The following is a 15293-nucleotide window of genomic DNA, read 5'->3' as shown; positions in this document are numbered from 1 at the left end:
GGGGAGTTGCGGGGCAATCAAAAAAACCGCTATAATCTTTCTTCTTTGCAGGGCTGTTAGCTCAGTTGGTAGAGCAGCGGACTCTTAATCCGTAGGTCGAGTGTTCGAGCCACTCACAGCCCACCAGAATTCGAAATCAACGCCTTAGCCGCTATGCGGCCTAGGGCGTTTTTTCTTTTGCGGCAACGCCTGTCAGGCATGGCTCGTAGCTTCTGGAATGAGCAACGCCGTCGAAGGACCCTCGAAAGAACCGTCATGGCCGTGGCCATGAAGGGCTTTCATTCTTGCAACCACATGTGGTGAAGATATGAACAAGCCTTTCATTTCGCTGTGTCCAGAGATCACTCGGGCAGACGCGCTGACGCTGATGGATTGGTTGGAAGATGAGCGCGTCATCCGCTACCTGAGCGATTCGCGCCACGTCTCCCGGTTCATCGAACAGGTCATCGGCCGGGTTCAGTTGCCGATCCTGACCCATCTGTTCAACCAGGGCGGCCGGTTCTTCATGGCCTACGACCGGCATGACGTGCCGGTGGGGTTCGTGCGTCTCGTCAAGACCGGTCCGGACTGCGAGATCGTCCTGGTCATCGGCAATCGCGACAACTGGGGCCGCAAGCTTGGCGCCAGCGCCATCCTCGAAGGCATGAAGCTCGCCTTCTTCGACATGCGGGCCGAGAAACTCATCGCCAAGGTCCACCCGGACAACGCGCGCTCGTTGAAAGCCTTCCTGCGCTGCGGCTTCCTGCTTGAAAGCGAAACGCCCACGCTGAAGTCATTTTCCATGACATTCGAGCGCTATCTCCGGCTGCTGCGCGAAAACGCCGTGGGCGACTCCACCGACATCTACATCACCGAAATCGACAAGGCCCGGCTCAGCAGCCTGGTCGGGTTCGAACAGGGGCCGGCTGTCGTCGACCTCGAGCACGAGATCGAACGAGCCATCGTCGTCGATTCGCGGCAAGTGGCGCGCAATGTCGTCACGATGAACTCCAGGGCCTTGCTGCACCTGGACGACGAGGAAGTGGAAGTCGCCCTGGTCTACCCCGAGGACGCGGACGGCAGCGCCGGGAAACTGTCGGTGTGCTCCGACGTCGGCGCCGCGATCCTGGGCTACCAGGAGGGCGATGCCATCGACTGGCGGATTTCGGACCGGACCCGCCGTATCTGCATCGAGAAAGTGCTTTACCAGCCGGAAGCCGCCGGCGATTTCCACCTGTAGCGTCGCACGCTTGCGCCTGCGCGGTTTGCATCTTCGATATGTGCCGTCCCCGCCGCCTAGCCGATGGACGGCTGGTGCCGCCGGTGCATGACCAGCCACTTGCCCACGGCGATGACGGATAGCGCGGCCACGATCTCCACCGCCAGTTCGACCATGGGGCCGGGTTCGCCCAGGTGTTCGACGACGAAGGTGTCGCTGATCAGCATGCCGCCGGCGATCCATCCCAGCATGCCCGCGCCCAGCGTGACGATCACGGGGAAGCGGTCTATCAGCTTCAGGACCAGCGTGCTGCCCCAGACGATGATGGGCACGCTGACGCACAGGCCGAAGATCACGTAGTACAGCTGGTGTCCGAGATGGGCGCTCTCGGCCGCGCCGGCGATGGCGATGACGTTGTCCAGGCTCATGGCGAAGTCGGCGATGATGATGGTCCGGATGGCGCCGAAGACGGACGTGCCGCCGTCGATGTCGCCGTGCGCGTCCTTGTCCTGGGCCAGCAGCTTGATGCCTATCCAGATCAACAGCGCACAGCCCACGATCTTCAGGAAGGGCATGCTCAGCAGCGCCAGCGCGAAGGCGATCAGCAGGACGCGCAGCAGGATGGCGCCCGCGGTGCCCCACAGGATGCCTTTGATCCGTTGCCGGGGCGGCAGGTTGCGGCAGGCCAGGGCGATGACGATGGCATTGTCGCCGCCCAGCAGGATGTCGATCAGGATGATCTGGAAGACGGCGCCCCAATGAAGCGTCTCGATGAGTTCGAACATGAGCTTGCCCCCGGAAAGAACAAGGAAGGCCGCATCGATACCGGCGCAAGAGCCGTACGCATAAGGATGAGCCGCGAAACATTCTATTCCTAGAATGTTTTAAACATTCTAATAATGGCACTATTAAAAGGGTCACTCGCCTTCCCGGAACGGCGGGACCGTATGTTTCCGCTGAAAAATAGATATCTGTTTATCGGATGGGATGTGACTTGTCCTGACCGATTGGTGGATGGAAACTGGCCGCCATGATCAATATTGGGGTGGTCGATGTCCATCAGGCCCCGCGTACCGCGTTTCCTTTGTAGTGCCGTGCTGTTCTGGGGCCACTGCGCGCGCAGGTTCCTGTCTGCCCGTGCGATCCAGCGCGCCATCCGCCGGCGCGAATTCCGCATGGTGTACCAGCCCATCGTCGCGCTCGACACCCTGGCGTTCAGTGGGGTCGAGGCGCTCGTGCGCTGGCACCGGCCGGGCCGGGGCGGCGTGCCGCCCGATCGGTTCATTCCGGTGGCGGAGAGCCGCGGCCTGATGGCCGAACTGACTCGCCACATCCTCGACCTGGTTGCCCGCGACGCCGTCAGCCTGGGGCTGGGGGCCCAGCATCGCCTGGCCGTCAACATCAGCGGTTCGTACCTGGCTACGCAGGCGTTCGCCGAGGACATCCGCCGTTTCATGGGCCGGCTTGGTCCCGACCGGCCCGTGGTCGTACTCGAACTGACCGAGCGCGAATGCCTGCCCGACAGTCCGCTGGTCCGGCACAACATGGCGCAGGCGCGTGCACTGGGCGCCCTATGGTCGCTGGACGATTTCGGTACCGGCCACAATTCCCTGGCCTGTCTGGACCGGTTTCCTGTCGATCATCTCAAGATCGACCGTTCGTACATACGCGGCATCGGGACCGGTTCGATCCGCGCCGTGGTGCTGGACACCCTCATCGACCTGGCCCGGCGGTTGAACCTCGCGGTGGTGTCCGAGGGCATCGAGACCGAGGCGCAGGCCGCCTATCTGCGCGATCGCGGCGTGGCGCTGGGGCAGGGCTATCTGTTCGCCAAGCCGCTGGAGGCGGCGGATCTCGCGGCCTGGCGCTAGCCGCCGGGGATCAGGTGCCGCCCAGGTTGCGCATCAGGCCGCCGTCGACGAAGTAGCTGCTGCCCGTCACGTAGCTGGCCTCGTCCGAGGCCAGGAACAGCACCACGTTGGCCACTTCCTGCGGCTGGCCCGGCCGCCCCTGCGGGATCTGCGAGGCCGACTCGCGTGCCTGCGCGGGATCTTTCAGGCGGTCCTGCGTCATGGGTGTGGCGATCATGCCCGGCGCGACATTGTTGATGCGTATGCCGCGCGAGGCCAGCTCGAGCGCCAGTGTCCGCGTGACCGATCGCAATCCCGCCTTGGACGCGTCGTAGGCCGCGCTGCCGGGCAGGGAAATTTCTTCATGTACCGACGTAATATTTATGATGACGCCGCCGGTGGACACCATGCGGCGGGCGGCCGCCTGGCACAGCAGCCAGGGCGATACGAGATTGATGTTCAGCATCCACGAGAATTCGTCGGGCGGGATCTCCAGCGAATCCTGGCGCGTGGCGCCCGCGCCGGCGTTATTCACCAGCACGTGCAGGCCTCCCATCCTTGCGTGGGCCTGTTCGAAGAACGCCTGCGCGCGCGCGGAGTCGGAGAAGTCCGCCTGCAAGACCTCGGCGCGCCGCCCGGCTGCCCGCACCTGCGAGGCCGTGGCGTTGGCTCCTGCTTCATCCCGGTGATAGTGAACCAGCACATCGGCACCTTCGCGGGCGAACGTCGCGGCCACCGCCTGGCCGATGCCGCTGTCCGCGCCGGTCACCCAAGCGATCTTGTCCTGGAGTTTCATGTCGGCTCCCTGGTCGTAGGCGGACTGGCGCCGACGCAAGCGGCGTGCCGCCCGTGCCGAAGGGTGTTGTAAAAAAGCCGTTTCCCCGCGCCGGGTGCGGCGCCCGGCGCTAAGATACGCGCCACCCCGGAACACAGGCGTCGCGTCGAACGCCGGTTCGCCACTCCCATAGGCCATGTCCGCCCCTTCCTCCCGCATGCCGCTGATCGATGCGATCAAGGCCGTCGCCTGCCTGGCCATCGTGCTTCATCACCTGGCCTTCTACGGCCCCATGTCCGAGATCGCCCACCCGCTCATGCCGCGCGTGCTGGATGCGCTGATGCACTACGGCAGGATGGCCGTCATGGCGTTCTTCGTGGTGTCGGGATTCCTGGCCGCGCGTGCCTTCGCCCCGGCGGGCGTGTCGCGGGTGGAGCAGCCCCTGGCCGCGATCAAGCGGCGGTATTTCCGGCTGGCCGTGCCCTTCATGGCGGCGCTGGTGCTGGCCATGGGCTGCGCCGCGCTGGCGCGGGCCTGGATGGAACACGACTCCATCCCGGATACGCCCACGGCGCCGCAACTGGCGGCCCACGTGCTGCTGAGCAACGGCCTCTTGCGCCAGGAGTCGCTGTCGGCGGGTGTCTGGTACGTGGGCATCGATTTCCAGCTGTTCAGCGTCATGGCGCTGCTGCTGGGGCTGTCTCGCTGGATCGGCGTGCGGCGTCCCACCTGGCGGTGGCTGGGCGCCGCCGCGATCGGCGGACTGACGCTGGCGTCGCTGTTCGTCTTCAACCGCAATCCCTATTGGGACGAGACCGCGCTGTATTTCTTCGCCTACTACGGCCTGGGGTGCTGCGCCTACTGGCTGACCGGCCGACCCAAGGGCGGCCTGTGGCTGCTGGCCATGGCCGGGGTGGTGGCCGCGGCGCTGGTCACGGATTTCCGTGAACGCATCGTCGTGGCGGCGGCCATCATGCTGCTGCTGGGCGCGGCCCGCCAGGCGGGCTGGCTGGAGACGGTGGCCGTGCCCGGCGTCCTGAGCCGGCTCGCGCGCATCTCCTATTCGGTGTTCCTGGTGCACTTTCCGCTGTGCCTGGTGGTCAGCGCCCTGGTGTTCCACTTCTTCCCGGAGCAGGCCTCGGCCAATGCGCTGGGCATGGGGCTGGCGGTACTAGTCAGCGTCGCCGGCGGTGCCGCCTTCCACCGGCTGGTGGAGTGCCGCACGCTGGACCCGATCGTGCGGCGCGCCGTCATGGGGCTCTTCGCCGTGGGCGGCGCGCTGGCGGTCTACTCCCAGGTCTAGGGCCCTACACCAGCCTCGGGCCCCGGGGCTGGTGCCGGGCTTCGGCGGCCGAGGTCAGTCCCGCTTCCTTCTCGAAATCCGCGCCCTGGCTCTGGACCTGGGTGTAGGCGTGCTCGCGGAACAGGTTTTCGGCGCGGTCGGCCTGCCCGCTTTCTATGGCGGTGACGATGGCATGGTGCTGCCGATGGGCGTAGAACAGGAAGTTGAACATCATGTCCCGGCTCTGCGTGTCGAACGCCAGCGTGAGCGGATCGGTGAACGGCACGATGTTGCAGCGGCTGACCAGGCTGGCCAGCAGGGGCATGTCGGCGCCTTCCAGGATCAGCGTATGGAAGCGCGCGTTCATTTCCGCATAGCGGATCTCGTCGTCGTCCGATAGTTTGCGCTCGGTGAAGATGCGGTCGCCCTGAGCCAGGCAGTCCTTGAGTTCGGCCAGCAGTTCCGCGCTGGCGCCGTTGGTGGCCAGCGCGCGCGCCGCCAGCCCCTCCAGCGCGGCGCGCACGTGCAGGGCCTCCGTGCTTTCGCGGGCGGAAAAGGCGCGTACCGCGAAGCCACGGGCGCCGGATGGCACCAGCAGGCCTTCCTGGGCGAGCGCGGGCAGGGCCTGGCGCACGGGCGTGCGCGAGGTGCCCAGCCGTTCGGCCAGGTCGGCTTCCCGTACCCGTTCTCCCGGCGCGAGTTCGCCCCGGAGGATCATTTCACGAATATGCAGCATGGTCGTGGTCTGCTGCATGCGTGCTCCCTGAGTGATGATGCGGTTGCCTCGCGGCTGGCGAGGTGGGTGCAAGTATAAGACTCGTTTGGGATCCCGTATTGGATCCCAAGCAGGCGCCTAAACCCGAAAAAACCCTTGATTGCTTTATTTTGGGATCCCATATAATCTCCGCTACGCATAAAAAAGGGCTGGTGGCGCATGGCGATGCGGCCGCGCCGCCTTCCTATCAGACGGAGCACGCATCATGGCAAGAATCATCGGCGGCATCGGCAGCTCGCACGTGCCGACCATAGGCGTCGCCTATGACAAGGGCAAGCAGAACGATCCGGCCTGGGCGCCGCTGTTCGACGGCTACAAGCCGGTGGCTGCCTGGCTGGCCGAGAAGCAGGCCGACGTGCTGGTGTTCTTCTACAACGACCACTGCACGACCTTTTTCTTCGACATGTATCCCACGTTCGCGCTGGGGGTGGGGGCAAGCTTTCCCATCGCCGACGAGGGCGCGGGCCTGCGCAACCTGCCCGCCATCCGCGGCAACGTCGATTTCCAGGCCCACATCGCCGAGTCCCTGGTGAACGACGAGTTCGACATCACCGTCTTCCAGGACAAGCCCATCGACCACGGCTGTGCCTCGCCGCTGCCGTTGCTCTGGCCGCACCAGCCCGACTGGCCGGGCACCGTGGTGCCCGTCGCGATCAACGTGCTGCAATATCCGCTGCCCACGGCGCGCCGTTGCTATCGCCTGGGGCAGGCCGTGCGCCGCGCGGTGGAATCCTATCCCGAGGACCTGAAAGTAGTGGTGGTCGGCACCGGCGGCCTGTCGCATCAGGTCCATGGCGAACGCACCGGCTTCAACAATACCGAGTGGGACATGGAGTTCCTGCGCCTGCTGGAGGAAGATCCCGAGGCGCTGCTGCGGATGAAGCATGCCGACTACGTGCGCCTGGGCGGCGCCGAGAGCGTGGAGCAGATCATGTGGCTGTCCATGCGCGGCGCGTTGGGCACCGGTCCGCTGCGCAAGCTGCACCAGAACTACTACCTGGCCACCACCACGGCGATGACGGTGGTGCTGTACGAAGAAGGCGAGCCCGTCGCCCGGCAGGCCGGCCCGGCCGCCGCGGCCGTGGCCTGAGGAGCGCGCGATGAATCCGCAACTGGAAGGCATCGAGCAGATTCCCGGCACCTACGCGTTCGACCTGCGCATCAGCAACCGTACGCTGAAGATCAATCGCTTTTTCTGGAACATGATAGGCGCCGACTGGCGCGCGCGCTTCATCGCCGACGAGGAGGGCACGATGGATGCCGCCGGGTTGACGGAAGAGGAAAAAGCCCTGGTGCGGGCGCGCGACTGGCTCGGCTTGATCCAGCACGGCGTCAACTTCTTCGTGCTCGAGAAGTTCGGCCGGGTCGTCAAGAAAACCAATCTCGAGATCTACGCCATCATGCGCGGCGAGAGTTTCGAGGAATTCATGAAGACACGGCTGGTCCCGGACGCTAGGTAGAAGACCCCCGTACGCGCTTCGCGCGCCCAGCATGGTGAGCCCCCAGCCGCTACGCGGCAACCCCCCGAGGGGGCCGGGACCCGCCTTGGGGCGGCCCGGCGCCGGGTCCCGTGGGGGCGGCACTGGCGGACCAGCGGAGCCGGATCCACTGTGCCTTAGCTACACCATTACATCGCAACACCACCGACGATAGGCGCAGCGCGCCAAGGAGAGAGACTATGCGAATCGGGAAACGCGTGGCGGGGCTGCTGTGCGCCGCCGCGGCCGTGGCGGCGGCGGGAACGGCCGCCGCGGCGGAAATCAAGGTCGGCCTGCTGAGCCAGTTCTCGGGCGCCTACACCTGGTGGGGCCGGGAGTATCAGCGCGGCGTCGACCTGTACCTGGCCCAGCGCGGCGGCAAGTTCGGCGAGCACACCATCACGGTGCTGTCGCGCGACGAGGCCGGTTCCAATCCCCAGCGTGCGCGCCAGTTGTCGCAGGAACTGGTGGTGCGCGACAAGGTGCAGTACCTGATCGGCGGCGTCTTCACGCCCACGGTGCTGGGCGCGGTCGATGTCATCAACCAGACCAGGACGCCCTACGTCATCCTGAACTCGGGCACGTCCAGCGTGACCGACAAGTCGCAATACTATGTGCGCGCCGGTTTCACGCAATGGACGGTCAGCATCCCGCTGGTGCAGTGGGCCTATGACCAGGGCATGAAGAACGCCGTGGTGCTGGCGGCCGATTACGCGCCGGGCCACGACGCGCTGGAGGCCTTCGGCCAGACCTTCGCCAAGCTGGGCGGCAAGGTGGTGGGCGAGATCAAGGTGCCCATGGGCACCACCGATTTCTCCAGCTACCTGCAGCGCGTGCGCGACCTCAAGCCGCAGGCGGTGTTCATGTTCATGCCGGTGGGCCCCATGTCGGCCGGCATGATCCGCAGCTTCAAGGAACGCGAGCTGGACAAGGCCGGCATCACGCTGCTGGTGACCAACGAGGCGCAGGAAGAGGATATCGCCCCCATCGGCGACGCCGCGATCGGCCTGACCTCGGCGCTGCACTATTCGCCCTACCTGGATACGCCGTTGAACAAGGAGTTCGTGACCGCCTACAAGGCCAAGTACGGCAAGGACGAACTGCCCAGCGTCGCGTCGGTGGCGGCCTACGACGGCATGCGGCTGATCGAGCAGATGGTGCGCGCCACTGGCGGCGTGAAGGACGGCGACAAGGCCATGGCCGCGATCAAGGGCTACAAGTGGGACAGTCCGCGTGGTCCGGTCAGCATCGATCCGCGTACCCGCGAGATCGTCCAGAACGTCTACATGCGCAAGGTCGAGAAGATCGACGGCAAGCTCGGCAACAAGGTGTTCCACACCTATCCCGCCGTGAAAGACCCCTGGCACGAGATCAACAAGTAATTCCCGCGCGGGCGCGGCCCTGGCGCCGCGTCCGTTCCCTTCTTCCTCGCGCCGGATGACGCATGACTTCGACGCTCGCCACTTTCCTCAGCCTTGCCGTGGACGGTATCGCCTACGGCATGATGCTGTTCCTGATATCGGTCGGCCTGACCATCACGCTGGGCGTGATGCGCGTGGTCAACCTGACCCATTCGGCCTTCGCCATGATCGGAGGCTACATCGCGCTCTGGTTCATCCAGCGCGCGGGCGTGCATTTCTTCCTGGCCGTGCCGCTGGCGGTCCTGGCCACGATGGCCATCGGCGCGCTGCTTGAACGCACGCTGTACCGCTGGGTCTACGGCACCCACGGACTGGGCCAGCTGCTGATGACCATCGGCCTGACCTTCATCATCACGGCCATCGTCAAGAACCTGGCCGGCACGCAGCTGCAGTCCCTGCCGCTGCCGCCTTCGCTGCAGGGCAATTTCAGCGTGGGCCCGCTCACGCTGTCGGTCTATCGCGCCTTCCTGATCGGCGCCAGCGCGGTCGTCGCCTTCGCGCTGTGGCTGGGCATCGAACGCACGGCCTTCGGCGCCCGCCTGCGCGCCGCGGTCGATAACCAGCGCATGGCGCGCTGCGTGGGCATCAACGTGCCGGCGGTGTTCTCGGCCACGTTCGCCATCGGCTGCGGGCTGGCCGCGGTGGGCGGCGCGCTGGGCAGCCCCATGCTGCCGCTGGAACCGTACTATGGCCTGAAGTACCTGGTCATCGTGATGATCGTGGTGGCCGTGGGCGGCCTGGGCAGCCTGCGCGGATCGCTGTACGCGGCGCTGCTGCTGGGCCTGATCGATACGCTGGGCCGCTACTACCTGCCCGCGCTGGGCGCTTTCGTGATCTATCTGGCGGTGCTGGCGATCCTGCTGGTGCGCCCCCGTGGCCTCGTGGCGAATTGATCATGACGACACCTTCCCTGAACTCATCCGTCGCGCGCGCGTTCTCGCGCCATCGCTACAACCTGCTGGACCTGGTGCTGCTGGGCGCGGCGGTCGCGACCTTCTTCCTGGCCGACCTGTACCTGGCCCTGGCCACCGCCGTGCTGATCATGATCGTGTTCGCGCTGTCGCTGGACATCGCGCAAGGCTACGGTGGCATCGAGACCCTGGGCCACGCGGCCTTCTTCGGCACCGGCGCCTATGCCGCCGGCCTGTACGCCATGCACGTCTCGTCCGAGCCGATCTCGGGCCTGTTCGTGGGCATGGCGGCGGCCGCCGTCGTGGGCCTGCTGTCCGGCCTGGCCGTGCTGCGCACCGCGGGCCTGACCCAGATCATGCTGACCCTGGTCTGCGCGACGCTGCTGCTAGAGCTGGCCAACGTGGCCAAGCCGCTCACCATGGGCGACGACGGCTTGACCGGCTATTCGGTGGCCCCGGTGCTGGGCCTGTTCCAGTTCGACATCGAAGGCCGCACCGCCTACTGGTACGCGCTGGCCGTGCTGGTGCTGGTCTACGCCTTCTGCAAGTTCCTGGTCAGCTCGCCGCTGGGCCTCACGGCGCAGGGCGTGCGCGAGAACCCGACGCGCATGGCGCTGCTGGGGGTGCCGGTACGCCGGCGCCTGCTGACGCTGTATGCCATCTCGGCCGCGCTGGGCGGGGCCGCGGGCGCGCTGTCGGCGCAGGTCAACAACATCGTCGGGCTGGACAGCCTGGGCTTCACCATGTCGGCCAACGTGCTGGTCATGCTGGCGCTGGGCGGCACCGGCCGGCTCTACGGCGCCTTCCTGGGCGCCATCGTCTTCATGCTGCTGGCCGACCGCGCGGCGGCGCTGGACCCGACCAACTGGCTGGCGGCGCTGGGCGTGCTGCTGATCGTCGTCGTGCGCTTCGCGCCCACCGGATTGTCCGGCTGCCTGGCCCGGTGGACGAACAAGGAGGGCACGCAATGAGCACCCCTCCGCTGCAGCTCGTGGGCCTGTGCAAGCAGTACGGCGCGCTGAGCGTGACCCGCGACGTGAACCTGACGCTGGAAGCGGGCGCCCGGCACGCGCTGATCGGCCCCAACGGCGCCGGCAAGAGCACACTGGTGCACCAGATCACCGGCGTGATCCGGCCCAATGCCGGCAAGGTCCTGCTGGAAGGACGGGACGTCACCGCCATGCCGGCCGAGCAGCGCGTCAAGCTCGGGCTGGCGCGCACCTTCCAGATCAATTCGCTGTTCAATCACCTGACCGTTGCCGAGAACATCGGCCTGGCGCTGTCCGCGCATCGCGGCCTGGACGGCCGCATCGGACGGCCGCTGCCGGCGCGCCCGGCGTTCGTCGACGAAGCCGTGGAGTGCCTGCGCGAACTGGGGCTGCTCGACCTGGCGGGCAGGCGGGTGAGCGAGCTGGCCTACGGCCAGCGCCGCCAGATCGAGATCGCGCTGGCCCTGGCGCTCAAGCCGCGGGTGCTGCTGCTGGACGAGCCGGTGGCCGGGGTGCCGTCGACCGAGGGCAAGCGCCTGTTCGAACTGCTGGAGCGCCTGCCGCAGGACGTGGCCGTGCTGGTGATCGAACACGACATGAGCCTGGTATTCCGCTTCGCGCGGCGCATCACCGTGCTGGTCGAGGGGGCGGTGCTGCTGGAGGGCAGCGTGGACGAGGTCCGGACGGATCCGCGCGTGCGCGACGTCTACCTGGGCAAGCGGGGGCATCATGACTGAGCGGGTACTGGAACTGCGCGACCTGAGCGCCGGCTATGGCGAGACCGTGGTGCTGGAGGACGTGTCGCTGCACGTGGACGCAGGCGAGGCGCTGGCGCTGCTGGGCCGCAACGGCGTGGGCAAGACCACGCTGCTGACCACCGTGCTGGGGCTGAACACGGTGCATGGCGGCAGCGTGCGCTACGTGGGCCAGGACATCGCCGCCTGGCCGGCGCACGTGCGCGCGCGCAAGGGCCTGGGGCTGGTGCCGCAGGAGCGGGAGATATTTCCGTCGCTGACCGTGCAGGAGAACCTGACCGTGGCGGCGACGGCGGGGACCTGGACCCTGGAGCGGGTGTACGAATTGTTTCCGCGGCTGGCGCAGCGGCGGCGCAACCTGGGCTACCAGTTGTCGGGCGGCGAACAGCAGATGCTGGCGATCGGCCGTGCGCTGATCGGGAACCCCAGGGTGCTGTTGCTGGATGAACCCTTCGAGGGACTGGCGCCGGTGATCGTCGACGCCCTGGTCGATGCGTTCGGCAAGCTGCGCGAGGGCGGGGCGCTGTCCATCGTGCTGGTCGAGCAGCATGCGGAACTGGCGCTGGACCTGACCGAGCGCGCCGTGGTGCTGGATAGGGGACGCATCGTCTGGCAGGGCGCGAGCCCGGATCTGCGCGGCGATCCGGAGCGGCTGGCGTCATTGATAGGTTTGGAGGAAGTGTAATGAGCAGTCTGTCGAATCCGCCCCTGGTGCTGCTGCCGGGCCTGCTGTGCGACTTCGCCGTCTGGGAGGACCAGCGCGCGCGTTTCGGCGATCGGTTCGCATGTCAGGTGCCGGACTACGGCATGCTGGATACGCTGACGGCGATGGCCGAGCACGTGCTGCGGCACGCGCCCGCCGACCGGTTCAACCTGGCCGGCCATTCCATGGGCGGCCGTGTCGCCCTGGAGGTGACGCGCCTCGCACCGGAGCGGGTGCTGCGCCTGGCGCTGATGGACACCGGCTACCAGGGCCTGGCCAAGGGCGTGGCGGGCGAGTCCGAGCGCGCCGGGCGGCTGGCGCTGCTCAAGGCCGCGCGCGAATCGGGCATGCGCGAGATGGGGCGGATCTGGGCGCGCGGCATGGTGCATCCCGACCGGCTGGACGGGCCGGTGTTCGAGGCCGTGCTCGACATGATCGAGCGCCGCACTCCCGAGGTGTTCGAAGCGCAGATCCACGCCCTGCTGAACCGGCCCGACGCCACGGGCCAACTGGCCGGCATCGCCTGCCCGACGCTGGTGCTGTGCGGCCGGCAGGACACCTGGAGCCCCTTGTCGCGCCACGAGACGCTGGCCGCCGAGATCCCGGGCGCGACGCTGGCCGCCATCGAGGATGCCGGCCACATGACCACGATGGAGCAACCCGGCGCGGTCAACGAAGCCCTGGCGCAATGGCTGCGGGCGGAGGTACGCCACTGATTTCGCAACCCTTCGCGCGGGGCCGGCTCGCGGCCCGCGGCGCGAAGTCATCACTGAGGAGACTCACATGTCGTCCAATCGCGGTGTCGTCTACGTAGGTCCCGGCAAGGTCGAGGTGCAAGGCATCGCCTTCCCCGAACTGGTAAGTCCGGCCGGCAAATCCATCGAGCATGGCGTCATCCTCAAGGTGCTTTCCACCAACATCTGCGGCTCGGACCAGCACATGGTGCGCGGCCGGACCACCGCGCCGGCGGGACTGGTGCTGGGCCACGAGATCACCGGCGAGGTGCTCGAGGCCGGGCGCGACGTCGAGACCCTGAAGAAGGGCGACATCGTTTCGGTGCCGTTCAACGTGGCATGCGGCCGCTGCCGGCTGTGCAAGGAACAGCAGACCGGCGTCTGCCTGAACGTGAATCCCTCGCGCGCCGGCGGCGCGTACGGCTACGTGGACATGGGCGGGTGGATAGGCGGGCAGGCCGAGTACGTCATGGTGCCGTACGCCGACTTCAACCTGCTGAAATTCCCCGACCGCGACCAGGCCCTGGCCAAGATCCGCGACCTGACCTGCCTGTCGGACATCCTGCCCACCGGCTATCACGGGGCGGTCACGGCGGGCGTGGGGCCGGGCAGTACGGTCTACGTGGCCGGCGCCGGACCGGTCGGCCTGGCGGCCGCCGCATCGGCCCGCCTGCTGGGCGCGGCGGTGGTCATCGTGGGCGACGTGAATCCCGCGCGGCTGGTGCATGCGCGCAAGGTGGGCTTCGAAACCGTGGACCTGTCGAAGGATGCCTCGCTGGGTGACCAGATCGCCCAGATCCTGGGCGTGCCCGAAGTGGACAGCGCGGTCGACGCGGTGGGCTTCGAGGCCCGCGGCCATGGACACGAGGGCGCCCGCCACGAGGCGCCGGCCACCGTGCTCAATTCGCTGATGGAGGTCACGCGCGCCGCCGGCAAGATCGGCATTCCCGGCCTGTACGTGACGGACGATCCCGGCGGCGTGGACAGGGCCGCCCAACAGGGTTCGCTCAGCATCCGCCTGGGCCTGGGCTGGGCCAAGTCGCACAGCTTCTTCACGGGCCAGACGCCGGTGATGAAGTACAACCGCGCGCTGATGCAGGCCATCCTGTGGGACCGCATCAAGATCGCCGAGGTCGTCGGCGTGGAAGTCATCACGCTGGACGAGGCGCCCAAGGGCTATGCCGAGTTCGATGCCGGCGTACCCAAGAAATTCGTCATCGATCCGCACGGGCAGTTGCCGAAGGCTGCCTGATCGTCTCCCCCATCCTAGGGAATGTACCGAGGCCCGCGGCGCCCACCAACGATTGACGTTGGGGGCGCCGTGTTTCATTATTCTCCTGCAATTCACCAAAACGTGAATTAAGCGCGAGCGACGGGATCCCGTGTTCGCGCCGCACCGGTTGCATGCGTATAAAAGACACCGCACCAGGAGACAACCATGAACTTCGTCCGCGCCGCAGCACTCGCTCCGGTATCGTGCCTGATCGCCCTGGCCCACGCGCCGGCCGGCGCCCAGGATGCCGCCTACCCCACCAAGCCCATCCGCGTGATCGTGCCGTTCACGGCGGGCAGCACGACCGACATCATCGCCCGCGCCATCAGCGACAAGCTCGGCGCCAGCCTGGGCCAGACGGTGGTGGTCGAGAACCGCGCCGGGGCCGGCGGCACCATAGGCGCGGCCCAGGTCGCCCAGGCCGCGCCCGACGGCTACACGATCCTGATCCACTCCTCGTCGCATACGGTCAATCCCTCCACCTTCGCCAAGCTGCCGTTCGATACGGTGAAGGACTTCGCGGGCGTGACGCCGATCTCGACGCTGCCCAACGTGCTGGTGATCGCACCGTCCAAGAACATCAAGTCGCTGTCGCAACTGCTGTCCACCGCGCGCAGCCGCCCGGGCACGCTCAACTACGCGTCGTCGGGCACCGGCAGCGCCACGCACCTGAACGCCGAGCGCTTCCGGCTGCAGGCCAAGATCGACGCCACGCACATTCCCTTCAAGGGTTCGCCCGAGGCCGTGTCCGAAGTCATCAGCGGCCGGGTCGACTACTACTTCTCGCCCGTGGCGCCGGTCATCGGCCAGATCAAGGAAGGCCACCTGGTGCCGCTGGCGGTGGGATCGCCGCGCCGCTCCAGCATCCTGCCCGACGTGCCGACCACGGCGGAAGCGGGCGTACCGGGGTCCGAGTTCAACTTCTGGATAGGCATGATGGTGCCGTCCAGGACGCCGCGCCCCATCGTCAACAAGCTGCAGGCCGAAGTGGCCAAGGCCCTGGCCACGGAAGAGGTCAAGACGCGCTTCGCCGCGGTGGGCGCCGATGCCTTCGTGCTGGCGCCCGAGAAGTTCGACGCCTACATCAAGGATGAAATCGAGTCGAACGCCCAACTCGTGAAGGCCGCGGGCATCGAGCCGATGTAAGGC

General features: G+C 67.0%; 16 protein-coding genes and 1 tRNA gene. 14 read left to right on the top strand and 3 right to left on the bottom strand.

The features are described from left to right. Window positions 1-50: 50 nt before the first annotated feature. Both EGT29_RS20800 and EGT29_RS20795 read left to right on the top strand, forming a co-directional pair. A tRNA-Lys gene (locus EGT29_RS20800) sits at window positions 51-126 on the top strand. Window positions 127-307: 181 nt separating this feature from the next. Next, window positions 308-1219, top strand: a complete 912-nt coding sequence (locus EGT29_RS20795; RefSeq protein WP_124690763.1) for a bifunctional GNAT family N-acetyltransferase/nucleoside diphosphate kinase regulator — start codon at window positions 308-310, stop codon at window positions 1217-1219. Window positions 1220-1275: 56 nt separating this feature from the next. Here the strand turns inward: EGT29_RS20795 and EGT29_RS20790 are convergent, their stop codons facing one another. Beyond that, window positions 1276-1983: a TerC family protein gene (locus EGT29_RS20790; RefSeq protein ID WP_124690762.1), complete on the bottom strand. Its 708-nt coding sequence runs from the start codon at window positions 1981-1983 to the stop codon at window positions 1276-1278. Between the two features lie 267 nt (window positions 1984-2250). On the opposite strand from EGT29_RS20790, the gene EGT29_RS20785 reads away from it, so the two are divergent. Beyond that, complete coding sequence (locus EGT29_RS20785; RefSeq protein WP_124690761.1) at window positions 2251-3069, top strand: EAL domain-containing protein; 819 nt, start codon at window positions 2251-2253, stop codon at window positions 3067-3069. A gap of 10 nt (window positions 3070-3079) precedes the next feature. On the opposite strand, the gene EGT29_RS20780 is transcribed toward EGT29_RS20785, so the two are convergent. Next, the gene (locus EGT29_RS20780; protein ID WP_124690760.1) at window positions 3080-3844 is read right to left on the bottom strand and encodes an SDR family oxidoreductase; all 765 of its coding nucleotides are present in this window, start codon (window positions 3842-3844) and stop codon (window positions 3080-3082) included. Window positions 3845-4019: 175 nt separating this feature from the next. On the opposite strand from EGT29_RS20780, the gene EGT29_RS20775 reads away from it, so the two are divergent. Next, the gene (locus tag EGT29_RS20775; protein ID WP_124690759.1) at window positions 4020-5126 is read left to right on the top strand and encodes an acyltransferase; all 1107 of its coding nucleotides are present in this window, start codon (window positions 4020-4022) and stop codon (window positions 5124-5126) included. A gap of 4 nt (window positions 5127-5130) precedes the next feature. Here the strand turns inward: EGT29_RS20775 and EGT29_RS20770 are convergent, their stop codons facing one another. Beyond that, window positions 5131-5859 (bottom strand): GntR family transcriptional regulator, encoded by a 729-nt coding sequence (locus tag EGT29_RS20770; protein ID WP_124690758.1) that lies wholly within the window; start codon window positions 5857-5859, stop codon window positions 5131-5133. 226 nt (window positions 5860-6085) lie between these two features. Between EGT29_RS20770 and EGT29_RS20765 the strand changes: the two genes are divergently transcribed. The 10 genes from EGT29_RS20765 (at window position 6086) to EGT29_RS20720 (ending at window position 15290) form a co-directional block, all read left to right on the top strand. Then, window positions 6086-6970, top strand: a complete 885-nt coding sequence (locus tag EGT29_RS20765) for a gallate dioxygenase (protein ID WP_124690757.1) — start codon at window positions 6086-6088, stop codon at window positions 6968-6970. Window positions 6971-6980: 10 nt separating this feature from the next. Beyond that, entirely contained in the window at window positions 6981-7340 is a 360-nt protein-coding gene (locus EGT29_RS20760) for a protocatechuate 3,4-dioxygenase (protein WP_124690756.1), read from the top strand. A 218-nt stretch (window positions 7341-7558) separates the two neighbouring features. Next, a complete protein-coding gene (locus EGT29_RS20755; RefSeq protein WP_124690755.1) occupies window positions 7559-8740 on the top strand; it encodes an ABC transporter substrate-binding protein in 1182 nt (393 codons plus the stop codon). 62 nt (window positions 8741-8802) lie between these two features. Continuing rightward, window positions 8803-9672 carry a branched-chain amino acid ABC transporter permease gene (locus tag EGT29_RS20750; protein WP_124690754.1) on the top strand — a complete coding sequence of 290 codons (870 nt, stop codon included), beginning with the start codon at window positions 8803-8805 and terminating at the stop codon, window positions 9670-9672. 2 nt (window positions 9673-9674) lie between these two features. Beyond that, window positions 9675-10661: a branched-chain amino acid ABC transporter permease gene (locus tag EGT29_RS20745; protein ID WP_124690753.1), complete on the top strand. Its 987-nt coding sequence runs from the start codon at window positions 9675-9677 to the stop codon at window positions 10659-10661. Then, window positions 10658-11416: an ABC transporter ATP-binding protein gene (locus EGT29_RS20740; protein WP_124690752.1), complete on the top strand. Its 759-nt coding sequence runs from the start codon at window positions 10658-10660 to the stop codon at window positions 11414-11416. Before EGT29_RS20745 ends, EGT29_RS20740 begins: the two co-directional genes overlap by 4 nt. Beyond that, window positions 11409-12119: an ABC transporter ATP-binding protein gene (locus EGT29_RS20735; RefSeq protein WP_124690751.1), complete on the top strand. Its 711-nt coding sequence runs from the start codon at window positions 11409-11411 to the stop codon at window positions 12117-12119. The genes EGT29_RS20740 and EGT29_RS20735 overlap by 8 nt, the downstream gene beginning before the upstream one ends. Before the next feature lie 8 nt (window positions 12120-12127). Next, on the top strand, window positions 12128-12853 hold the full coding sequence (locus EGT29_RS20730; RefSeq protein ID WP_124692462.1) for an alpha/beta fold hydrolase: 726 nt from the start codon (window positions 12128-12130) through the stop codon (window positions 12851-12853). Between the two features lie 67 nt (window positions 12854-12920). Further along, a complete protein-coding gene (gene fdhA / locus EGT29_RS20725) occupies window positions 12921-14123 on the top strand; it encodes a formaldehyde dehydrogenase, glutathione-independent (protein ID WP_124690750.1) in 1203 nt (400 codons plus the stop codon). Window positions 14124-14309: 186 nt separating this feature from the next. Then, window positions 14310-15290: a tripartite tricarboxylate transporter substrate binding protein gene (locus EGT29_RS20720; RefSeq protein ID WP_124690749.1), complete on the top strand. Its 981-nt coding sequence runs from the start codon at window positions 14310-14312 to the stop codon at window positions 15288-15290. Window positions 15291-15293: the final 3 nt, after the last annotated feature.

Origin of the sequence: Pigmentiphaga sp. H8 (assembly GCF_003854895.1) — a bacterium.
GTDB lineage: Bacteria > Pseudomonadota > Gammaproteobacteria > Burkholderiales > Burkholderiaceae_B > Pigmentiphaga.
The sequence above is the reverse complement of the archived record's forward strand: the minus strand, read 5'-3'. Positions and strand labels throughout refer to the sequence as shown.

Excerpts from the sequence above, each read along its gene's own strand:
- EGT29_RS20795 (WP_124690763.1), top strand. The coding sequence starts at position 308 with ATGAACAAGCCTTTCATTTCGCTGTGTCCAGAGATCACTCGGGCAGAC.
- EGT29_RS20790 (WP_124690762.1), bottom strand. The coding sequence starts at position 1,983 with ATGTTCGAACTCATCGAGACGCTTCATTGGGGCGCCGTCTTCCAGATC.
- EGT29_RS20785 (WP_124690761.1), top strand. The coding sequence starts at position 2,251 with ATGTCCATCAGGCCCCGCGTACCGCGTTTCCTTTGTAGTGCCGTGCTG.
- EGT29_RS20780 (WP_124690760.1), bottom strand. The coding sequence starts at position 3,844 with ATGAAACTCCAGGACAAGATCGCTTGGGTGACCGGCGCGGACAGCGGC.
- EGT29_RS20775 (WP_124690759.1), top strand. The coding sequence starts at position 4,020 with ATGTCCGCCCCTTCCTCCCGCATGCCGCTGATCGATGCGATCAAGGCC.
- EGT29_RS20770 (WP_124690758.1), bottom strand. The coding sequence starts at position 5,859 with ATGCAGCAGACCACGACCATGCTGCATATTCGTGAAATGATCCTCCGG.
- EGT29_RS20765 (WP_124690757.1), top strand. The coding sequence starts at position 6,086 with ATGGCAAGAATCATCGGCGGCATCGGCAGCTCGCACGTGCCGACCATA.
- EGT29_RS20760 (WP_124690756.1), top strand. The coding sequence starts at position 6,981 with ATGAATCCGCAACTGGAAGGCATCGAGCAGATTCCCGGCACCTACGCG.
- EGT29_RS20755 (WP_124690755.1), top strand. The coding sequence starts at position 7,559 with ATGCGAATCGGGAAACGCGTGGCGGGGCTGCTGTGCGCCGCCGCGGCC.
- EGT29_RS20750 (WP_124690754.1), top strand. The coding sequence starts at position 8,803 with ATGACTTCGACGCTCGCCACTTTCCTCAGCCTTGCCGTGGACGGTATC.
- EGT29_RS20745 (WP_124690753.1), top strand. The coding sequence starts at position 9,675 with ATGACGACACCTTCCCTGAACTCATCCGTCGCGCGCGCGTTCTCGCGC.
- EGT29_RS20740 (WP_124690752.1), top strand. The coding sequence starts at position 10,658 with ATGAGCACCCCTCCGCTGCAGCTCGTGGGCCTGTGCAAGCAGTACGGC.
- EGT29_RS20735 (WP_124690751.1), top strand. The coding sequence starts at position 11,409 with ATGACTGAGCGGGTACTGGAACTGCGCGACCTGAGCGCCGGCTATGGC.
- fdhA (WP_124690750.1), top strand. The coding sequence starts at position 12,921 with ATGTCGTCCAATCGCGGTGTCGTCTACGTAGGTCCCGGCAAGGTCGAG.
- EGT29_RS20720 (WP_124690749.1), top strand. The coding sequence starts at position 14,310 with ATGAACTTCGTCCGCGCCGCAGCACTCGCTCCGGTATCGTGCCTGATC.